At 61.6% G+C, this 18456-nt stretch carries 22 protein-coding genes and 1 other RNA gene; 10 read left to right on the forward strand and 13 right to left on the reverse strand.

Annotated features, from left to right (window positions below; all coding sequences use genetic code 11):
- On the reverse strand, positions 1-1329 hold a 1329-nt coding region (locus JWR14_RS14325), incomplete at its 3' end, for a dihydroxy-acid dehydratase (RefSeq protein WP_299707751.1).
- A gap of 105 nt (positions 1330-1434) precedes the next feature.
- Between JWR14_RS14325 and JWR14_RS14330 the strand changes: the two genes are divergently transcribed.
- Together JWR14_RS14330 and lgt are read left to right on the forward strand one after the other, a co-directional pair.
- Positions 1435-2382: a LysR family transcriptional regulator gene (locus JWR14_RS14330; protein ID WP_299707753.1), complete on the forward strand. Its 948-nt coding sequence runs from the start codon at positions 1435-1437 to the stop codon at positions 2380-2382.
- Positions 2383-2403: 21 nt separating this feature from the next.
- On the forward strand, positions 2404-3309 hold the full coding sequence (gene lgt, locus JWR14_RS14335; RefSeq protein ID WP_299707755.1) for a prolipoprotein diacylglyceryl transferase: 906 nt from the start codon (positions 2404-2406) through the stop codon (positions 3307-3309).
- A gap of 84 nt (positions 3310-3393) precedes the next feature.
- Here lgt and JWR14_RS14340 read toward each other — a convergent pair whose 3' ends face one another.
- The 5 genes from JWR14_RS14340 to JWR14_RS14360 form a co-directional block, all read right to left on the reverse strand.
- Positions 3394-4119 (reverse strand): SIMPL domain-containing protein, encoded by a 726-nt coding sequence (locus JWR14_RS14340; RefSeq protein WP_299707757.1) that lies wholly within the window; start codon positions 4117-4119, stop codon positions 3394-3396.
- A gap of 84 nt (positions 4120-4203) precedes the next feature.
- On the reverse strand, positions 4204-4662 hold the full coding sequence (locus JWR14_RS14345; protein ID WP_299707759.1) for an EVE domain-containing protein: 459 nt from the start codon (positions 4660-4662) through the stop codon (positions 4204-4206).
- Positions 4663-4832: 170 nt separating this feature from the next.
- Positions 4833-5014: non-coding RNA, 6S RNA (ssrS, locus tag JWR14_RS14350), on the reverse strand.
- A 241-nt stretch (positions 5015-5255) separates the two neighbouring features.
- A complete protein-coding gene (locus JWR14_RS14355; RefSeq protein ID WP_213762470.1) occupies positions 5256-5570 on the reverse strand; it encodes a cell division protein ZapA in 315 nt (104 codons plus the stop codon).
- A complete protein-coding gene (locus JWR14_RS14360; protein ID WP_299707764.1) occupies positions 5567-5947 on the reverse strand; it encodes an ATPase in 381 nt (126 codons plus the stop codon). Before JWR14_RS14360 ends, JWR14_RS14355 begins: the two co-directional genes overlap by 4 nt.
- A 668-nt stretch (positions 5948-6615) precedes the next feature.
- Between JWR14_RS14360 and JWR14_RS14365 the strand changes: the two genes are divergently transcribed.
- From JWR14_RS14365 to cobC, 6 genes are read left to right on the forward strand one after another with little or no spacing between them, the layout of a single operon-like run.
- Positions 6616-6873, forward strand: coding sequence for a hypothetical protein (locus JWR14_RS14365; protein ID WP_299707766.1), 258 nt, complete (start codon positions 6616-6618; stop codon positions 6871-6873).
- A gap of 11 nt (positions 6874-6884) precedes the next feature.
- On the forward strand, positions 6885-7877 hold the full coding sequence (locus JWR14_RS14370; protein ID WP_299707768.1) for an iron ABC transporter permease: 993 nt from the start codon (positions 6885-6887) through the stop codon (positions 7875-7877).
- On the forward strand, positions 7874-8683 hold the full coding sequence (locus JWR14_RS14375) for an ABC transporter ATP-binding protein (protein WP_299707771.1): 810 nt from the start codon (positions 7874-7876) through the stop codon (positions 8681-8683). The genes JWR14_RS14370 and JWR14_RS14375 overlap by 4 nt, the downstream gene beginning before the upstream one ends.
- A complete protein-coding gene (gene cobT, locus JWR14_RS14380) occupies positions 8680-9741 on the forward strand; it encodes a nicotinate-nucleotide--dimethylbenzimidazole phosphoribosyltransferase (RefSeq protein ID WP_299707773.1) in 1062 nt (353 codons plus the stop codon). Before JWR14_RS14375 ends, cobT begins: the two co-directional genes overlap by 4 nt.
- A 7-nt stretch (positions 9742-9748) precedes the next feature.
- A complete protein-coding gene (locus JWR14_RS14385) occupies positions 9749-10510 on the forward strand; it encodes an adenosylcobinamide-GDP ribazoletransferase (protein WP_299707775.1) in 762 nt (253 codons plus the stop codon).
- Complete coding sequence (cobC, locus tag JWR14_RS14390; RefSeq protein ID WP_299707777.1) at positions 10495-11067, forward strand: alpha-ribazole phosphatase family protein; 573 nt, start codon at positions 10495-10497, stop codon at positions 11065-11067. Before JWR14_RS14385 ends, cobC begins: the two co-directional genes overlap by 16 nt.
- Positions 11068-11071: 4 nt before the next feature.
- Here the strand turns inward: cobC and JWR14_RS14395 are convergent, their stop codons facing one another.
- The 4 genes from JWR14_RS14395 to cobU all read right to left on the reverse strand — a co-directional run bounded on the left by JWR14_RS14395 (position 11072) and on the right by cobU (position 14597).
- Complete coding sequence (locus JWR14_RS14395) at positions 11072-11938, reverse strand: cobalamin-binding protein (RefSeq protein ID WP_299707795.1); 867 nt, start codon at positions 11936-11938, stop codon at positions 11072-11074.
- 167 nt (positions 11939-12105) lie between these two features.
- The gene (cobD, locus tag JWR14_RS14400) at positions 12106-13113 is read right to left on the reverse strand and encodes a threonine-phosphate decarboxylase CobD (RefSeq protein WP_299707779.1); all 1008 of its coding nucleotides are present in this window, start codon (positions 13111-13113) and stop codon (positions 12106-12108) included.
- Complete coding sequence (gene cbiB / locus JWR14_RS14405) at positions 13106-14047, reverse strand: adenosylcobinamide-phosphate synthase CbiB (protein ID WP_299707781.1); 942 nt, start codon at positions 14045-14047, stop codon at positions 13106-13108. The genes cobD and cbiB overlap by 8 nt, the downstream gene beginning before the upstream one ends.
- A gap of 1 nt (position 14048) precedes the next feature.
- Positions 14049-14597, reverse strand: coding sequence for a bifunctional adenosylcobinamide kinase/adenosylcobinamide-phosphate guanylyltransferase (cobU, locus tag JWR14_RS14410; protein ID WP_299707783.1), 549 nt, complete (start codon positions 14595-14597; stop codon positions 14049-14051).
- A gap of 76 nt (positions 14598-14673) precedes the next feature.
- Between cobU and JWR14_RS14415 the strand changes: the two genes are divergently transcribed.
- Positions 14674-16158: a cobyric acid synthase gene (locus JWR14_RS14415; protein ID WP_299707785.1), complete on the forward strand. Its 1485-nt coding sequence runs from the start codon at positions 14674-14676 to the stop codon at positions 16156-16158.
- A 39-nt stretch (positions 16159-16197) separates the two neighbouring features.
- On the opposite strand, the gene JWR14_RS14420 is transcribed toward JWR14_RS14415, so the two are convergent.
- Positions 16198-16617, reverse strand: a complete 420-nt coding sequence (locus tag JWR14_RS14420; RefSeq protein ID WP_299707787.1) for a PaaI family thioesterase — start codon at positions 16615-16617, stop codon at positions 16198-16200.
- 161 nt (positions 16618-16778) lie between these two features.
- Between JWR14_RS14420 and JWR14_RS14425 the strand changes: the two genes are divergently transcribed.
- A complete protein-coding gene (locus tag JWR14_RS14425; RefSeq protein WP_299707789.1) occupies positions 16779-17405 on the forward strand; it encodes a ParA family protein in 627 nt (208 codons plus the stop codon).
- Between the two features lie 102 nt (positions 17406-17507).
- On the opposite strand, the gene panD is transcribed toward JWR14_RS14425, so the two are convergent.
- Positions 17508-17894, reverse strand: a complete 387-nt coding sequence (panD, locus tag JWR14_RS14430; protein ID WP_158936378.1) for an aspartate 1-decarboxylase — start codon at positions 17892-17894, stop codon at positions 17508-17510.
- A gap of 22 nt (positions 17895-17916) precedes the next feature.
- A partial coding sequence (locus tag JWR14_RS14435) for a pantoate--beta-alanine ligase (protein WP_299707793.1) occupies positions 17917-18456 on the reverse strand: 540 nt, incomplete at its 5' end.

Consider the following 18456-nt stretch of genomic DNA (forward strand, 5'->3'; position numbering starts at 1 on the left):
CGGACCACCCTTCGGGCCGAGATAACGCAATACCACGATATCCCCCGCCTTGATCTGCCCCGCGACAATCGCGGTCATCGCGCTTTGCTCGTCTTCGAACACGCGAGCCGGGCCGGTAATGACCGGGATCTTCAGGCCGGTGATCTTTGCCACGGCGCCGTCCGGTGCCAGGTTGCCCTTCAGGATCGCGAGGTGGCCTTCGTCGTAAAGCGCCTTGTTAATCGGGAAAATCACGTCCTGGTCGGCGCGCGGCTTCGACGGCACGTCCTTCAGTTCTTCGGCAATAGTCTTGCCCGTGATCGTGATGCAATCGCCGTGCAGCATGCCTGCGTCGAGCAAGATCTTCAGCACTTGCGGAATTCCGCCGGCCTTGTGCAGGTCGGTCGCCACGTACTGGCCCGACGGCTTCAGGTTGCAGATCACCGGCACTTTCTTGCGCATGCGCTCGAAGTCGTCGATGCTCCATTCCACTTCCGCCGCGTGCGCGATGGCGAGGTAATGCAGCACGGCGTTGGTCGAGCCGCCCGTCGCCATGATCAGCGCGACGGCGTTTTCGATCGATTTCTTCGTGATGATGTCGCGTGGCTTGAGATCGGCCTTTACCGCTTCGACCAGCACGCGCGCCGATTCCGCAGCGGATGTGACTTTCTCTTCGTCGGGATTCGCCATTGTCGATGAATACATCAGCGACATGCCGAGCGCCTCGAACGACGAGCTCATCGTGTTGGCCGTGTACATGCCGCCGCACGAACCGCTCGACGGGCAGGCGTTTTTCTCGATACCGTCGAAATCTTCCTTCGACATCCGCCCAGCGCTGAACTCGCCCACCGCTTCGAATGACGACACGATGGTCAGGTCCTTGCCCTTCCAGTTGCCCGGACGGATCGTGCCGCCATAGACATAGATGCCCGGCACGTTCATGCGCGCCAGACCGATCATGCCGCCGGGCATGTTCTTGTCGCAGCCGCCGATCACGACCACGCCGTCCATCCATTGGCCTTGTACGGCCGTTTCAATGCAGTCCGCGATCACTTCGCGCGACACGAGCGAGTACTTCATGCCTTCGGTGCCCATCGACATGCCGTCGGAGATGGTCGGCGTGCCGAAAATCTGCGGATTCGCGTCCGATTTACGGATGGACTCGACTGCGGCGTCGGCCAGCTTTTGCAGGCCCGAATTGCATGGCGTGATGGTGGAATGACCGTTGGCGATGCCGATCATCGGCTTGTCGAAGTCTTCTTCCTTGTAGCCAAGGGCGTAATACATCGAGCGATTCGGGGAACGCGCGATGCCTTGCGTGATGTTTTTCGAGCGGCGATTGAAGGCCATGTGGGGCTCCTTGAGGATTTTATTGTCTGGTCGCGAAAGGATGAAGCTTGCGAGAACGCGTGTCCAATATATTATTCAGGGTCTATTAGGTCGTGGAAGATATCAATGGATGCGCGGAACATTGAACTCAGATTGTTGCGGTATTTTGTGACGGTTGCGGAAGAAATGCACTTCGGGCGCGCCGCAGGGCGCCTCGCGATGACGCAGCCGCCATTGTCGCAGGCCATCCGGGCGTTGGAAGACATGCTCGGCGTGGCGCTGTTTGTGCGGACGAAGCGTTCCGTCGAACTGACGCCCGTGGGCAAGGACCTGCTGCCGGAAGTGCGGCGGCTGCTCGCGGGCGCGGAAGCGCTAAGACCGCTCGCCCAGTCGCTCGCGCGGGGCGAGGCAGGGGTTCTGTCGCTTGCGTTCGTTTCCACCGCCGATTACGGCCTCCTGCCGCTGCTGCTGCGCGATTTCGGCGCCCGCTACCCCGGCGTGCGCCTGCAACTCGTGGAAGCGACCAGCGACGTCCAGGTGGAAGAACTGGTGGCGGGCCGCATTGACGCCGGGCTCGTGATTCCCCCGTTGCCGCCGCGCCACGCCGTTGCGCTGTCGTATTTGCCGATCGCGCGCGAGCCGTTGGTCATCGCTATGTCGAGCGACGCCGCGGCTGAGCTCGGGCAGGGCGCCGACGAGTGGTCGGAGACGCCTGTCAGCCTGCATCAACTCGCCGATGCCCCGCTCGTCGTCTTTCCACGGCGTCTCGCGCCCGGATTCTATGACATCATTATGGGTTGCTACGGCGCGGCTGGCCTGATGCCGCGTGTCGGCCAGGAGGCCATCCAGATGCAGACCATTGTCAGTCTGGTATCGGCCGGCATGGGTGTCGCACTCGTGCCGCAATCGCTGCGTCATCTGCGCAGGACCGGAGTGGTGTATCGTCCGTTGCTCGAATCCGGGCCGGTGGTTGAGACCGGACTCGTGTGGCGCGCGGCGGAGGTTAGTCCGGTGCTCGCCGGTTTTATCGATATAGTGCGCGCTCATGCGGCTACCGTGCCTGCGTTGCCGTGACCCCAACACGTAAATAGAAACATGCTCATTCACCCGAATTTCGATCCCATCGCGCTTCATCTCGGTCCGCTCGCTGTGCGCTGGTACGGCCTCATGTATTTGCTGGCGTTCATCCAGTGCATTGTCATCGGCCGTTTGCGGCTGCGCTTGCCGTACGTCGCGGCGCAAGGGTGGACGACGAAGGATATCGACGACATCCTGTTCTACGGTGTGCTCGGTACCATCCTGGGCGGCCGGCTTGGCTATGTGGTGTTCTACAAGTCGAGTTTCTACCTTGCGAATCCGCTCGATATCTTCAAGGTCTGGGAAGGCGGCATGTCGTTCCACGGCGGCATGATCGGCGTGACGCTTGCGATGGTCGTGTTCGCGTGGCAAAGAAAGCGGACCTGGCTGCAAGTCACCGATTTCGTCGCGCCACTGGTCCCGCTCGGGCTGGCGGCGGGGCGCTTTGGTAACTTCATCAACGGCGAGTTGTGGGGCCGCGTGACCAATCCGAACGCGCCGTGGGCCATGCTGTTCCAGAACGCATCCCCCGATGACGCCATCTGGTTGCGCACCCATCCGCAACAGGCCGAGCAATGGAATCTGAACGAGATTTTCGAGCGTTACCAGATGCTGCCGCGTCATCCGTCACAGTTGTATGAAATCGCGCTGGAAGGGTTCGCACTGTTCATCGTGATGTGGCTGATGTCGCGCAAGCAACGGCCGGTCGGCGCTATTTCAGCGGTGTTTCTGATCGGTTACGGCCTCGCGCGCTTCACGGTTGAATTCGCGCGTGAACCCGATGATTATCTTGGTCTGCTGGCGATGAACCTGTCGATGGGCCAATGGCTTTCGCTGCCCATGATCATTGGCGGAATTGGACTGCTTATCTGGTCGTATCGACGTGGACGTGCCGTGTCTTCAGAGTCCGCGAAGCTCTCCTGAACGAGAGATCAGCCATTGTTGATGCCATGAAAAAGCCTCGCACGCAGCGAGGCTTTTTTACAGTGCGAGACTTGAACTGAATGTCTATCGGTTCATCTGTACCGAACCCGACACGTTCACGGTCACAGTCGAGGTGCCCCCTTCCAGCGCCATGGGTGCAGACATCTTTGCATCCGCGCCCATGCTGCGTGCGGCCATCATCATGACCGGACGCGGCGACGACCCGTTATGGCCGATGTTCACTTCACGGATCGCATATCCGCTATAGCCGAACGCCTGTGCCGAACTCTGTGCCTGCTGCTTGAACGAAGCAATAGCCTGCGTCGACAGTTTCTGTTCCGCCGCGCGCTGCGCTTCCGGCGAGAGCGAGAACGTCACGCTGCCCACTTGCATGGAATCGCTCATCTTGCCGGCTAGCTTGGACGCAGCGGCGAAGTCCTTCGATTCCAGCACGACTTCCGTGCGGCCACGCCAGGCAGAGATGCGGCCATCGCGATCCGTGGACGGGTAGACGGTGAACGAACCACTGTGCGCGGTGACGTTATCGACACCCTTCGCCTGGCGCAGCGCAGCGTCCGCGCGTTGATTGAGCACCGATGTCAACGAGGCCGGATCTTGCGCTTCCTGCTCATAGAACAGCGTGATGTCGACCACGTCCTGCGGCACGTCTGCGCTGGCCTGTGCTGCGAGCGACAGCACGCCCGACGGCTGGGCCTGAATGACGCTTTGCGCAAACGCGCTCTGTGCCATGGCAGCGCCTGCAAGCAGCACGGCGGCTGCCAGCGCGGAAGTGGTGTTTTTCTTTGTCATCGTGTAACTCCGTAAGCATGAGTGCGCGTCATGTGACGCGAAGCTTAGGCGCAACTCATACACGCGAAGTTCCCTTCAATGAGGTTACAGAAGGTGTTCGGTGATAAAGCGCCATTGCGCTTCGGTGACCGGCGTGATGGAAAGCCGATTGCCTCGGGCGAGCACTTGCATGTCGGCAAGCTCTGCGTGATCGCGCAGCGAGGCAAGGGGAATGAGCGGCGTTTTCTTCACGAAGTGGACATCGACGAGCAACCAGCGCGGCTTTTCCGGCGATGACTTCGGATCGTAGTAGTGACTGGTGGAATCGAATTGAGTGGGATCGGGATAAGCGGCCGACGAAACCTTCGCAATGCCTGCGATGCCCGGTTGCGGACAGCTCGAGTGATAGAACAGCACCCCGTCGCCAATCTGCATGCCGTCGCGCATGAAGTTGCGTGCCTGGTAATTACGCACGCCGGTCCAGGGCAGGGTTTTTTTTGGAGCGTGAGCGAGATGGTCGATGCTCGCTTCATTCGGTTCCGACTTCATCAGCCAGTAGTGCATGAATGTCTTCCATGGAGAAAGGTGCCGTGCAAAGAAGCATGCACGATGCAGGATTCACAATGCAAAAGAAAACGGCGCCGGAGAAGCTCCAGCGCCGTTAGTCCATTCAATCAACTCAACCGCTTGCAAATATGCGCATAGATGCGCATAGATCACGCATGCCGCTAAAAGAGGTCCCCGCCTAAGCCGCTAGGCCGGCATCCTGAACCTGGGTTCAAGATTGGTCGCAGTAAGCAACACTTTGGGCTCATCAGACAGAGTGACGCGCTCGCCAGTGCTACAAGGTCCCACAACCGTGCACAATGGCATTGGTTCAAGGAATATATGACCTTGGCAAACCAGGCAGGGAGCAATCACTTTACACCAATCAACGAGACGATGCAGCAATGATCCAGGAAAACTTTATGGTGACCGGTGAATTTGTTAAATGCATGAAGACGATGCACGAGACGCGCACGTAGACATGGAATTGTGCTCGGATTCCGGCAACAAAATAACATCCGGATGTTAGTCTGCGCGTCAAGCATTTAAAGCAAATTCCAGCTGCTACGCACTTACTGTTGCGGTATCTATTGCAACAACTACCTCAGCCACTACTGCGCTTCGTATTGTGAAATCACGACACCCAGTTGCTCGTTCATTTGATGCATGGTGCGGCGAATTTCTTCGGCCGGGAATGCTTCGCCGTGACGCACGCTGTTTTGGAGCTTGAGCAATTCTGAGGCCAGCGACAACGCCGCCATTACCGCGATCCGGTCCGTCCCGCGCACGCTGCTTGCGTTTCGCACTTTTGACATTTCCGCATCCACGCGTGCTACCGCTTCGCGCAACGCGCCTTCAGTTTCCGGCGAACATGCGAGCCGATAAGGCGCGCCGAGAATGGATACCTCGATCTGTTTCGTCGTCATGCCTTTTCTCCGTGATGGTGTGATTCTTCATGCAACGCACCGTGCGCCGCGTCGGCGGTATCCGGTTCGATGCCATCGGGAGGCAAAAGGGCAAGCTGGTTATCCGGCTCCGGTGCAGCTTTCGCACGCGGCAATTTTTCGAGAATTGCGTTGAGCCGAATCTGCGCGTCGTCGATCTTGGCCGACAGCGAGTCGCGCTCCGCCACCAGTGCGTCGCGTTCTTCGCGCATGGCCGCAAGTTCGCCCTGCGTGTTGGCATAGTCGGCGCGCAACTGTTCGAGTTGCTGGGCCAACGCATTGTGAGCTTGATGATGGCGTTCGCTGATCTTGATCAGCCGGCCGATATTCTGTGACAGTGATTCGAGTTCGTTGAGCATGTGCTGCGTCCTCTTAAGACCTCGCATTTTAGCGCGCTTCTCCGGCGCTTCAGAAATTTGGTTCGTTTCCAGACGTAACAGCAGTCAGTCTTCAAAGCATGGGCGCGGCCCTTTATTTGTAAGGGGAAACGTTTCACAGGGAGTCATTGTCCCATTCATTCAGGCGTGCGAGCGTTTGTCGAAATATCGCGCGGGAGCCTATAAAAACAGGGGTAAATCGAATAATCGAACCACGGCACAGACGGTCTGTACGCCTGCATTGTCCTGCTTTCTTGACGGGCCATTGTGCCGCTTTTACACTCCCGCCACCCTGGTGCTCGCAGGGCCTGCCAGCGAGCATTAAAGCAGGAAGCAGGGAGCCGACGCCGCCCGGACGAGCCAACCTGCGCTGCCCCCGCAACGGTAAGCGACTACAACGCAAGTTGCAAGCCGGTCCTGGTGTGCGTTGTCCGACCCATTTCATTACTCGAAAAATGACGTGCGGTCGCGCGCGGTATTTCACTGCTTGTCGTTCGCGCGGGACCGGGCCGGCGTGTGGCCAGCCCGGTCGTTTTTGCGGATCAATGGCGTGAAGGCGAAAATCTGCGGGAAGTGGTGCAGCGCAACCCTCGAAACGGATACTCGCTTATGTTTATGTAGAAGCGGTAACGGCAATGTGTCGGCGCTGGTTGGATAGAACCTGGTTGGCGGCGTGGTTCAGGTCTTCACCAGGAGCGGCTGCGGTCATCCGTCGTGCTTCAACCCTCGACGATCTGTACTATCCGTTCAGCAGCAACCGTTCGATCGCCCCGGGCGTCTGCATTCCGTGGGTCAGTGCGCTTATCGGCCATCTCGACGAACTCTTCAACAAGGACTATCAGTTTGCGCACTTGTACAACCCGCCGGGTCGCGGCGCCGCGTTTCTGCCCGGCCAACACCCGCCGTGAACGTTAGGCGCATGAACGCTCAGCGCGCTTTCATGGTCTGGGCCGTGCTGGGTCTGGCCGCGCTCGCTGTGTTCGTGGCGTCGCTGGCGCTGGGGAGTATCGCCGTCTCGCCGCTGCGGGTGATGCAGGCGCTTGTGTCCCGGTCGACCGACGTGATCGATGAAATCGTGCTCAGCCTGCGCTTGCCGCGCGCGCTCGGCGGCTTTGCGGCGGGCGCCTTGCTCGGCATGGCCGGCACGCTACTGCAGGTCTTGCTGCGCAATCCGCTGGCTGAACCGTATGTGCTTGGCGTATCGGGTGGCGCTGCCGCATTCGCGCTCGCCGCGATGTTGTTCTCACTGTCGTGGTGGAGCGTCGATGTTGCGGCCTTCACAGGCGCGTTCTTATCGATACTGCTTGTGCTCGGCCTGGCGCGGCGCGAGTTGTGGCGCGGGGAACCGCAGGATACATCGCCGAGATTGCTGCTCACCGGCGCGGTGATCGCGGCGGGGTGGGGCGCGTTGATCACGCTCATGCTTGCGGTGGCGCCGGAGAATCGTTTGCGCGGCATGGTGTTCTGGCTGACCGGCGACCTGAATGGCGTGGCGATGCCATGGACCGCCTTGATCGCGCTAGTGATCGCGCTGGTCGCCATCGTGCCGGCCGCGCCCCAGCTCAACGTATTGCTACGTGGCGATGCAGCGGCCGAGGCGCTTGGCGTGCGTGTCGTGCGGTTGAGATTGCGCGTGTATCTGGTTGCGTCGCTGGCGGCGGCCGCTGCGGTGACGACGGCCGGGACCATTGGTTTTATCGGGCTCGTGGTGCCGCATGTGTTGCGGCTCGCGTTCGGCAACGATCAGCGCATGCTGCTGCCTGCGTCGGCGCTTGCTGGCGGGCTGGCTGTGATGGGAGCAGACCTGATTGCGCGCACGGTGATCGCGCCGGCGCAGTTGCCGGTGGGCGTCATTACCGCGCTGATCGGCGTGCCGGTGTTCCTGTGGATGCTCCTCAGGCGCGCGCCATGAACGGACTTCAGCTGACCCATCTCACGTTGCGCGCAGGAACTCGTGCGGGAACTCGCGCAGCAGCCCGCGTGTTGATCGCGGATCTCACGCTGACGTTCGCGCCCGGCGAACTGTGGTGCGTCGCCGGGCCGAACGGTGCAGGCAAGACGACGTTGATTGCGGCGATGGCGGGGGTATCGAAGACAGCATCGAATGCGATTTCACTCGATGGACGCGCGTTGAGCGCCTGGGGCGCGAGCGAACTCGCCCGCCGCCGTGCGTTGATGCCGCAAGCCACGCACGATGCGTTCAGCGCCACCGTTCTGGACACCGTCATGCTCAACCGCTTTCCGCATCTGACCGGCTGGGGTTGGGAAAGCGACGCGGACCGCGCGGCTGCGCACGCGGCGCTGGAGATGCTGGGCCTCGCCGAGTTTGCTTCGCGCGATGTCCTCTCGTTGTCAGGCGGCGAACGTCAGCGCGTGGCGCTCGCGGCAACCTTGTGCCAGGACGCATCGCTTTTATTGCTCGATGAACCGCTGGCGCATCTCGACCTGCATCACCAGATCGATTGCCTTGAAGCGTTGAGCAGATGGGTCCGGTCGAAACAACGCAGCGTGATTTTCTCGTGTCACGATCTGAACCTTGCCCGGCGTTTCGCCACGCACGCTTTGTTGCTCGATGGCGCCGGCCACGCGCATGCCGGCCCCGTCCGCGATGTCCTCACGCCCGAGCGTGCCGGCGCCGCGTTTGGTTATCCGCTTACTCTCATCCAGCAGGACGGTCACGAGGCGCTTGTGCCCGTGATGCGTTCAAAACCACCATGAACAACACTATGAACGACACACTTCCCCGTCCTGAACCGCTCGATCGATCGAGCGCGGCCGAGCTGCAACATGTAATCGATACAAAGACAAAACCGCCCGGCAGTCTTGGGCGGCTTGAATCGCTCGGGCTCCAGATCGGGCTGATCCAGCGGACTTTAAAGCCAAGTATCGAGCGTCCGGCGATCATTGTTTTTGCTGGCGATCACGGCATTGCGGCCGAAGGCGTGAGTCCGTTCCCGCAGGAAGTCACCGTGCAGATGGTCGCGAATTTCATCGCGGGCGGGGCGGCGATCAATGCGTTGTCGAAGGCGGCGGGTATGACGCTCGAAGTGGTGGACGCGGGTGTGGCGAGCGCTTCGCCGCCAGCGGCCGGGTTCGTCGATGCAGCGATCCGGCGCGGCGGCACGCGTAATTTCGCGCACGAACCGGCGATGACGCGGGACGAAGTGTTGCAAGCCATCGAGCGTGGCGCTGCGCGCGTGCGTTTTCACGCGGCGCTCGGGACCAACGTGATCGGCTTCGGCGAGATGGGGATCGCGAATACATCGGCGGCGGCGTGTTTGATGAGCCGGATTTGCAACGTCGAGATCGATGCGTGCGTGGGACGTGGCACGGGGCTCGACGACGCCGGCTTGAAGCACAAGCGCGATGTGCTTGCGGCGGCGTTGGAGAAGCACGCTGCGTCGGTCGATCCGCTCGATACGCTGGCCACTTTCGGCGGCTTTGAAATCGCGATGATCGTGGGTGCTTTCCTCGCGGCGGCTGAAGCGCGCATGACGATTCTCGTCGATGGTTTTATCGTGACGTCGGCATTGCTTGTGGCTCATGCACTCAACCGGGCCGTGCTCGACTACTGCGTGTTCGCACATGCATCGGATGAGACCGGGCATCGGCGCATGCTGGAGCATTTCAACGCGGCGCCGTTGTTGCAGCTCGGATTGCGTCTCGGCGAAGGCACTGGCGCCGCGCTCGCATTGCCTTTGTTGCGCGCTGCCGTGGCGTTCATCAACGAAATGGCGAGCTTCGAATCAGCCGGTGTCTCCGACAAGGCCGTGTGATTCCGTCATGAACCGGCCATCGCAGGAACTCCGCTACTTCTTCACCGCGCTCGGGTATTTCACTCGCGTGCCGGTACCGCGTTGGGTTGGTTTCGAAGCACATTATCTGAATGCGGCGGCGCGTTACTTTCCGTTGATCGGCGCGCTGGTCGGCGGGCTCGGCGCGATCGTTTATCTCGCTGCGTTGCAGGTGTTTCCGGCGGGCGTGGCTGTGTTGTTGTCGATGGCGGCAACGCTGCTGGTCACCGGCGCGTTTCACGAAGATGGCCTCGCCGATTGCGCCGATGCCTTCGGCGGCGCCTACACGCGCGAGGATGCGTTGCGCATCATGCACGACTCGCGGATCGGCGCTTTCGGTGCGATTGCGTTGATCGTCGCGCTTGCGCTGAAGTGGCAGACATTGGCCACAATGTTGCCGCTGCGCACCGCATGGATGATCGTCGCGGCGCATGCGGCGAGCCGCACGTTTGCCATCAGCTATCTCTGCACGCTCGACTACGTACGGGCCGAAGGCAAGGCAAAACCGGTCGCGCAAAAGATGAGCGCGGGCGCGTTTCTGTTGGCTGCCTTGTTCGGATTGCCGTGGCTTTTCTGGCCCGACTGGCGGCTTGGTTGCGTGATGATCGTGGCGCTCGGTATCTTGCGTTTTGCCATGGGACGCTACTTCGTCAAACGTATTGGCGGTTATACCGGTGACTGCCTCGGGTTTGCGCAGCAAATTTTCGAACTGGCTATCTACCTGATTGGACTCGGATGGATCTCGTCCTGATTCGCCATCCTGCTGTTGGTATCGACACGGGGATTTGTTATGGCCGCACCGATGTCCCGCTTCTAGGCGATGCGGCCGATTCTGCGCGTGTGCTCAACGAGCGGTTGGCGCTGCTAAAAGTGCCTGCGGTTGAAGGTATCTGGCACACAAGTCCGTTAAACCGATGCCGCTTGCTGGCCGAAGCGCTCGGTCCCATTCAAACCGATGACCGTTTGCAGGAACTCGATTTCGGCACATGGGAAGGGCAGCGCTGGGACGGCCTTGATCGGTTGATGCTCGATGCCTGGGCAGAAGATCTTGAGCACGCTCGGGAGCATGGCGGCGAGAGCGTCGCGCAGTTCGCCGGGCGGGTGATTGGTTGGTTCGATTCCGTTTGTCCGGGCAATACCATCGGCCCGGTTCACGCCGTAACGCATGCCGGCGTCATGCGCGTACTGACTGCCCATTTGCTCGGCGTCCCGCGCGCAAACGCGATCCAATGGCCGCTGGATTTCGGCGCGATCGTCTGGCTGAAACGCGTGCGCAATGAATGGTTGCTGGTGCGCTGGAACGCCTGACGCTTTACTTCGGGCGTCGTGTTCTGGCGACTTCAAGATCCTCACACAACGCAGCAGCTCCGAGCGCGAGACGCGGTGTCGGCCGGTTGATCAGGTCACCGTCGATACCAAACAGATTGTTGCGCGCGACGGCTTTTATCGACGGCCATTTGCGCCACGCATCCAGCGACGGCAACGCGTGTTCCGAACTCGTCGCACCCGGCGTGGCCGTCACGATTGCTTCGGGGTCGACTGCGAGCACGGCTTCAGTCGAGATGGTGGGCACCAGCGGTTTAAGGTCGGTGAACACGTTGTGGCCGCCACACAAATCGATCACTTCGCTAATGATGTGCGTCCCGTTGAGCGTCATCAGCGGATCGTCCCAGACCTGATAAAACACGCTCACTGGCGGCCGGCTCGCATAACGCGTCCGCAAGCTGGCGATGTCGTGACGGAATGCGTTGGACGCCTTATTCGCCTCAGCCGATGTCCCCAGCAGGATGCCGAGTTTATCGATGGTGACGGGGATATCGTCCAGCCTGTGCGGCTCGCTGAAAAACAGTGGCACATGCAGTTCGCGCAACCTGTCGATCTGCCGCATCGCGTTGCCGTGACGCCAGACGACGATCAGATCGGGCTTCATCGCGACGATGCGTTCGAGGTCCAGCGATTTGTTATCGCCAACACGCGGGATGGTTTTGGCTTGCGGCGGGTAGTCGCTATAGCTGACCGCACCGACCACACGTGCGCCGCCGCCTGCCGCGAACAGGAGTTCGGTGACGTGCGGTGCAAGGCTCACGACGCGATGTGCGGGGGCGGTGAGGGTGACGGTGGCGCCGGTATCGTCGGTGACCGTGAGAGCGTCGGCTCGGGTTTGGGCCGATGCAAACATCGCAGAAGCGATGAAGGTCAGGGTGAAGAAGTGGCGCAAAGTCATGAGGTGGGTTGGTTCGGATGCGTCATGGTTGGCGAGCGCTGCGTAAAAAGCACGGGTACGCACGCGTTCATTTTGTTTGGGCAGATGGTCGGCGAACCAACGAAAATGAAAGGCTCAATCGCTCAGCGGATCGCTTTCACAGCTGCATCAAACGCCTCCTCAAACCTCGCCCATTCCCCGTCCGACCCCGTCAACCCAATCCGCAAACTCGGCAACGCGCCATGCTCGAAGAGCCGCGTCCAGATCCCGCGCGTGGCCAAAGCGTGTTGCAGTGCCACCGCTCTACTGGTCTCGAACCACACAAAAAGCGGCGTCGCGTGAGGATCGAAACCTTGATTGCGGACTAACGCTGCCAGCCTTGCACTATCGCGAGCCAGCGTGGCGCGAGTCTCTGCTTGCCATGAAAGATCATTGAACGCGGCCTGTACCGCGTGTCGAGCTGGCCCACTTACTGTCCACGCACCGAGCGCTTCTGAAAGCGCATTGCGCAAGGGCGCTGCCGCGAGCACAAACCCCGCGCGAATCCCGGCCAGCCCATAAAACTTGCCGACCGAGCGCAGCACGACCAGCCCCTCCCGCCCACTCTCCGATGCCATCGACGTGGCCGCATCGCCGTAGGCATCGGCGAACGCTTCATCAACGATCAACGTGCCGCCGCGCATCGCCAATTGCTCATGCCAATGAAGCAGCACATCACGCCCGATACGGTCGGTCGTCGGATTGTTAGGATTCGAAACGATTACATAATCGATGTCATCCGTGAGCGCTGCCGATGCAATATCGAGCGTCACGATCCGATGCCCCGCGCGCTCAAACGCGGGCGCGTATTCGCCATAGGTCAACGGCGCAACGGCCGCAATGCCGCGCTTCAACGCGCCCGGCAGCGCACGAATTGCCGCCTGACTACCCGCGACCGGCAGCGCCCCCGGCGCGCCATAGTGACGCGCTGCGAGCTCGGCAAGACCATCGCCGTCTTCGGGCAAACGGCGCCATGCGTCCATTGGCATAGGCGGCACCGGATACGCACGAGGATTGATCCCCGTCGATAAATCCAGCCAGTCTCCCAGCGCAATGGCGTACCGACGCGCAGCTTCCCGCAAATTCCCGCCATGACGGATGGGTTCAGCCATGGAACCCCACGCCCGTGAAAGCCAGCACCAGCAGCACCGCGAGCCAGAGCAGCGTCGTGCGTTCGACCAGCCGAAGCGCTGCTACCACGTGCCGGGGCGAGGCGGTCATGCCAAACCCGAGCACGGGCCGCGTTTCCAGCGCGCCGTTATAGATGGCCGGGCCGCCGAGCAATACGTTCAGGCTCCCCGCGCCTGCGGCCATCACCGGCCCCGCGTTCGGGCTGTCCCACAGCGGCGCCTGCGTGCGCCAGCAGCGCCACGCCGTGCGGGTGTCGCCCATCAGGGCGTAGCTCGCTGCAGTGAGCCGCGCGGGCACGAAGTTCAGGACATCGTCGAAACGGGCGGCCGCCCAACCGAAACGCAAGTAACGCGGTGTCCGATAACCCCACATTGCGTCGAGGGTGTTGGCGAGGCGGAACATCAGCGCGCCCGGCCCGCCTGCGATGACGAACCAGAACAGCGCGCCGAAAATCGCGTCGTTGCCATTCTCGAGCGCGGATTCCACGGCGGCACGGGACAGCGCGGCTTCATCGGCGTTGGTGGTGTCACGCGAGACGATCCGCGCCGTCAGCTTTCGCGCAGCGGCCAGGTCGCCTAGCCCGAGAGCGCGGGCGATCGGCGCGATGTGATCGCGCAGGCTCTTGGCACCGAGCGAGAACCACAGCAGCGCGACATGCACTGCGCACGCGGCGGCGAACGGCAGCACGCTGACGAGAATCCAGCTCACCAACACCGGCGGCACGACGGCCAGCAGCCACGCGAGAATTCCCGCCGGCCGAGCCCGGAAACCCGTGTTCATTTTTGCTTCGATGCGCGTTGCAAGCCGCCCGAACGCGACCAGCGGATGCCGCGTAGCCGGTTCGCCGAAGATCCGGTCGATCACGACGCCGGCAATGGCGAGCATCGCCGTGACGTAGAAGGAGAGCAGCAGCATGTCAGCCTTTCAGTACGAGCGGCAGGCCGGCGACCATCATGGTCACGTGCGTGCTCGCGGCGGCGACGCGCTGGTTGAGCCGGCCGAGTTCATCGACGTAAAGGCGCGTCACCGATCCCATCGGCACCACGCCCAGTCCAATCTCGTTGCTCACCACGATCACCTTGCCGCGCACGTTTGAAAGTGCTGCGTCGAAGTCGCTGAACGCTTGCAGCGGCGGGCCGTCGGGTGTGCTGCCATCGGCGGGGAACAGCAGGTTGGCGAGCCATAACGTCAGGCAGTCGATCAGCACCACATGACCTTCGTGATCCAGTTCGCGCAACACGCCGGCCAGATCGAGCGGCGCTTCGACCAGCGCCCAATGCGCGGGCCGGCGTTCGCGATGCTGTTCCACGCGCGCGGCGAATTCGGTATCGCCTTCGGTATCGTCGGTACGCGCCGTCGCCACGTACGTGACGGGCAAACCGCTGTCGACGGCGAGCCGCTCGGCGTAAGCGCTCTTGCCCGAGCGTGCGCCGCCGAGAATGAAGGTGAGGTCGGGTGAAGTCATCGCAATATTGTACCGGCGGGCGCTACCATAGCGGCTTCCCAGAGAACCGATGGAACCGATGGCGACGGAAACCCCCATGCAATTTGCACCGCGCGGCACGCTGATGATCCAGGGCACGACCTCCGATGCAGGCAAGAGCACGCTGGTCGCGGGCCTTTGCCGGCTCGCGCGGCGCGGCGGCATGCGGGTAGCGCCCTTCAAGCCGCAGAACATGGCGCTGAACAGCGCGGTGACGGTGGACGGCGGAGAGATTGGCCGCGCGCAGGCGCTGCAGGCGATCGCTGCGGGCGTCGATGCGGAAATCGACTTCAATCCCGTGCTGCTCAAGCCGACCAGCGATCGCGGCGCGCAGGTGATCATCCACGGCCACGCGCATGCCACTCTGGATGCACGGGCGTATCACGAGTACAAAACCGTTGCCTTCGACGCCGTTCTCGCCTCGTACGCCCGGCTTCAGCAGCGTTTTGACGCGATCATCGTGGAAGGGGCGGGAAGCCCGGCCGAGGTGAACCTGCGAGATCGCGATATCGCCAACATGGGGTTTGCCGAGCGCGTGGATTGCCCGGTGGTGCTGGTGGCGGATATCGACCGCGGTGGCGTGTTCGCGCATTTGCTGGGGACGCTCGCGTGTTTATCGGAGACCGAAAGGGCGCGGATTCGTGGCTTCGTGATCAACCGTTTTCGTGGCGATATCAGCCTGTTGCAGCCCGGTCTCGACTGGCTGGAAGCGCAGACCGGCAAGCCGGTGCTGGGTGTGGTGCCCTATCTGCACGGCCTGACGCTGGATGCCGAGGACATGTTGCCGAGCCAGTTGCATACGCGTGGCGACGCCGGCGGCGAGGTGTTGAGGGTGATCGTGCCGGCGTTGCCGCGTATCAGCAATCACACGGATTTCGATGCGTTGCGCGCGCACGCGCAGGTGGACTTCTCCTATGTGCGTGCAGGGACGGCGCCGCCGCCGGCCGATCTGATCGTGTTGCCGGGGTCAAAAAGCGTGCAACGCGACCTGGCGTGGCTGCGCGAAAACGGCTGGGATCGTGCGATCGAGCGGCATCTGCGATACGGCGGCAAGGTGCTGGGCATTTGCGGCGGCATGCAGATGCTGGGCCGCACGGTGGATGACCCAGAGGGGTTCGAAGGGCCGGCTGGCTGCGTGAATGGCCTGGGCCTGCTCGATCTCGATACCACGCTGACAGCGGACAAGCTGCTCGACAACGTGACCGGGCGACTGACCTTGGGCACGGCCGCTAGCCCAGCGCCGGTGCGAGGCTACGAGATCCACATGGGCCGCACAACGGGTACAGCGCTCGCCCGACCGGCCGTCATGCTTGACGGCGAGCGTCCGGACGGCGCGATTTCCGCCGATAACCAGATCGCCGCAACCTATCTGCACGGCATCTTCGATACGCCGGAAGCCTGCGCGGCGCTGCTCGAATGGGCGGGTCTGCGCAATGCCCAGGCGCTCGATTACCCGGCGTTGCGGGAGGCTTCGCTTGACCGTCTCGCCGATACGCTCGGGCAGGCGCTGGATCTTGATGCTATCGGCAGGATGTTCGCCTGAACGAAGCGTCCGATTACCCCAGCGCTACTTCAAGCTACTTCAATACAGGATCATCTGCGTGCATCGAAATAACGCGATGTTTTTACCCTCGCCATTTGTCACGATCGCGTCCCACACATGCGTGCTGCGGCCCAGATGAACCGCTGTCGCCTTCGCCGTGATGAGCCCGTCGCGCGCCGTGCCTACGTGGTTGCTCTTCAGTTCGACGGTTGTAAAATTCTTCGCACCCTCGGGCAAATGGGCGATGCAGGCGTAGCCGCAACAGGTGTCGGCGAGGCCGATTACCGTCGCTGCATGCAGGAAGCCGTTCGGCGCGAGCAATTCGGGGCGGATGGTCAGTTTGCCGGTGAGCGTGCCGCTTTCCAGCGATACGACTTCCACGCCGAGCAGATCCGGCAGGCAGCCGCGCTGGCGTTCGCGCAGGGAGTCAAGGGTGATGTCTGGGCGCAGTGTGGCCATGTTGCGGAGTCCTTGAAGTTGAGTGGCGTTGTTGACGCGCATGGATTGAAATTGGCAAATCCGATAGTATCAACGGCTCGAACTTTTCACTTAATGCAGCGCTTACAGCACGCCGGGATTGTCGGGCGTCGGGCGCGGCCGACAACGCGTGGATTGAACCTATGACGGTGATCGTGGTGGCGAATCCGAAGGGCGGCGTGGGCAAGAGCACGCTGTCCACGAATCTGGCTGGATATTTTGCGGCAAACGGCGAGTGGGTCGCGCTCGCGGACCTGGACAAACAGCAGTCAGCCCACGGCTGGCTGGGCTTGCGCCCGGACACGCTGCCGAAGATAGAAGAGTGGAAAACAAACGTTGACGCGCCGTCGAAGCCGCCCAAAGGCTTGGAGAAGGCGGTTATCGACACGCCTGCCGGGATTCACGGCACCCGTCTCGCGTTGGCGCTTGAACTGGCGGACAAGGTGATCGTGCCGTTACAGCCGTCCATGTTCGATATTCTCGCCACGCAGGAATTCCTCGAACGGCTGCAGAAAGAGAAGGCAATACGCAAGGGGACGATCGAGGTCGGCGTGGTGGGTATGCGGGTGGACGCCCGGACGAAATCAGCGGATCAACTGCATCGGTTCGTGGAAGGGCTTGACCTGCCGGTGCTGGGTTTTATCCGCGATACGCAGAACTACGTGCAGGTCGCGGCGCACGGGCTGACCATCTGGGACGTCGCCAAAAGCCGGGTGGAAAAGGATATCGAGCAGTGGCAGCCGATTATTGAATGGGTGTCGAAGAAGTAGAAGAGGATGTAGACGACCTTCGAGCCATAAAAAAACGCCGGTTGGCTTCCATGCTATGAAGCCGACCGGCGTTTTTGCGTCTTGCCCTGCGCAGAGCCCGATTCAGGTCCAGTTCTGCGTCGGTACGTGGTCGCGGTTTCCCTTGATACGGTTCTTTTCGTCGACGAACACGAGATCCGGCTTCCAGCCCGCCTTCAGTTCTGCCTCTTCGACCAGCGCGAACGCGGCAATGATCACCAGGTCGCCCAGTTGTGCCCGTCGTGCCGCCGATCCATTCAGCGAAATCATCCCGCTGCCGCGCTCGCCCTTGATGGCGTAGGTCGTGAGGCGCTCACCGTTGTTCACGTTCCAAATGTCGATCTGCTCGTTTTCAACCAGGTTCGCGGCTTCCAGCAAATCTTCGTCGATGGCGCACGAGCCTTCGTAGTGCAATTCGCAATGCGTCACCGTGGCGCGGTGAATCTTCGATTTCAAAAGCGTTCGCTGCATGCGTTTCTCTCTCAAACTTCGTTCAAATTTCCAGGTTATCGATCAAGCGCGTCGTGCCCAGCTTGGCGGCGGCCAGCACGACGAGCGGGGTCGCGGTATCGGCCGGGCCGGGCGGCAGCAGGTCCACGCGCCTTCTCACCGCGATGTAATCAGGCTGCCAGCCACGCTGCGCAAGGGATTCCACGGCTTCTTTTTCTATCGATGCAAAGTCGCGATTGCCCGCCAGCACTGCGTCGCGTACGCGATTCAGCGCTTTCGCGAGGATTGGCGCCTCGGCGCGCTCGGCCGCTTGCAGGAATCGATTGCGCGAGCTGAGCGCCAGGCCGTCGGCGTCGCGCACGGTTTCAGCAGCGATGATTTCCGTGGGCAATGCAAACTGGTGGCACATCTGCCGCACGATCATCAGCTGTTGATAATCCTTCTTGCCGAAGACGGCCACGCGCGGCTGCACGCAAGACATCAGCTTCATCACGACGGTACACACGCCCTGGAAGAAACCCGGGCGGAATTCGCCTTCTAGGATGTCGCCCAGATTGGTTGGCGGATGAACCCGGTATTGCTG

Origin of the sequence: Caballeronia sp., from assembly GCF_028292365.1 — a bacterium.
GTDB lineage: Bacteria > Pseudomonadota > Gammaproteobacteria > Burkholderiales > Burkholderiaceae > Caballeronia.

Excerpts from the sequence above, each read along its gene's own strand:
- JWR14_RS14330 (WP_299707753.1), top strand. The coding sequence starts at position 1,435 with ATGGATGCGCGGAACATTGAACTCAGATTGTTGCGGTATTTTGTGACG.
- lgt (WP_299707755.1), top strand. The coding sequence starts at position 2,404 with ATGCTCATTCACCCGAATTTCGATCCCATCGCGCTTCATCTCGGTCCG.
- JWR14_RS14340 (WP_299707757.1), bottom strand. The coding sequence starts at position 4,119 with ATGACAAAGAAAAACACCACTTCCGCGCTGGCAGCCGCCGTGCTGCTT.
- JWR14_RS14345 (WP_299707759.1), bottom strand. The coding sequence starts at position 4,662 with ATGCACTACTGGCTGATGAAGTCGGAACCGAATGAAGCGAGCATCGAC.
- JWR14_RS14355 (WP_213762470.1), bottom strand. The coding sequence starts at position 5,570 with ATGACGACGAAACAGATCGAGGTATCCATTCTCGGCGCGCCTTATCGG.
- JWR14_RS14360 (WP_299707764.1), bottom strand. The coding sequence starts at position 5,947 with ATGCTCAACGAACTCGAATCACTGTCACAGAATATCGGCCGGCTGATC.
- JWR14_RS14370 (WP_299707768.1), top strand. The coding sequence starts at position 6,885 with ATGAACGCTCAGCGCGCTTTCATGGTCTGGGCCGTGCTGGGTCTGGCC.
- JWR14_RS14375 (WP_299707771.1), top strand. The coding sequence starts at position 7,874 with ATGAACGGACTTCAGCTGACCCATCTCACGTTGCGCGCAGGAACTCGT.
- cobT (WP_299707773.1), top strand. The coding sequence starts at position 8,680 with ATGAACAACACTATGAACGACACACTTCCCCGTCCTGAACCGCTCGAT.
- JWR14_RS14385 (WP_299707775.1), top strand. The coding sequence starts at position 9,749 with ATGAACCGGCCATCGCAGGAACTCCGCTACTTCTTCACCGCGCTCGGG.
- cobC (WP_299707777.1), top strand. The coding sequence starts at position 10,495 with ATGGATCTCGTCCTGATTCGCCATCCTGCTGTTGGTATCGACACGGGG.
- JWR14_RS14395 (WP_299707795.1), bottom strand. The coding sequence starts at position 11,938 with ATGTTTGCATCGGCCCAAACCCGAGCCGACGCTCTCACGGTCACCGAC.
- cobD (WP_299707779.1), bottom strand. The coding sequence starts at position 13,113 with ATGGCTGAACCCATCCGTCATGGCGGGAATTTGCGGGAAGCTGCGCGT.
- cbiB (WP_299707781.1), bottom strand. The coding sequence starts at position 14,047 with ATGCTGCTGCTCTCCTTCTACGTCACGGCGATGCTCGCCATTGCCGGC.
- cobU (WP_299707783.1), bottom strand. The coding sequence starts at position 14,597 with ATGACTTCACCCGACCTCACCTTCATTCTCGGCGGCGCACGCTCGGGC.
- JWR14_RS14415 (WP_299707785.1), top strand. The coding sequence starts at position 14,674 with ATGCAATTTGCACCGCGCGGCACGCTGATGATCCAGGGCACGACCTCC.
- JWR14_RS14420 (WP_299707787.1), bottom strand. The coding sequence starts at position 16,617 with ATGGCCACACTGCGCCCAGACATCACCCTTGACTCCCTGCGCGAACGC.
- JWR14_RS14425 (WP_299707789.1), top strand. The coding sequence starts at position 16,779 with ATGACGGTGATCGTGGTGGCGAATCCGAAGGGCGGCGTGGGCAAGAGC.
- panD (WP_158936378.1), bottom strand. The coding sequence starts at position 17,894 with ATGCAGCGAACGCTTTTGAAATCGAAGATTCACCGCGCCACGGTGACG.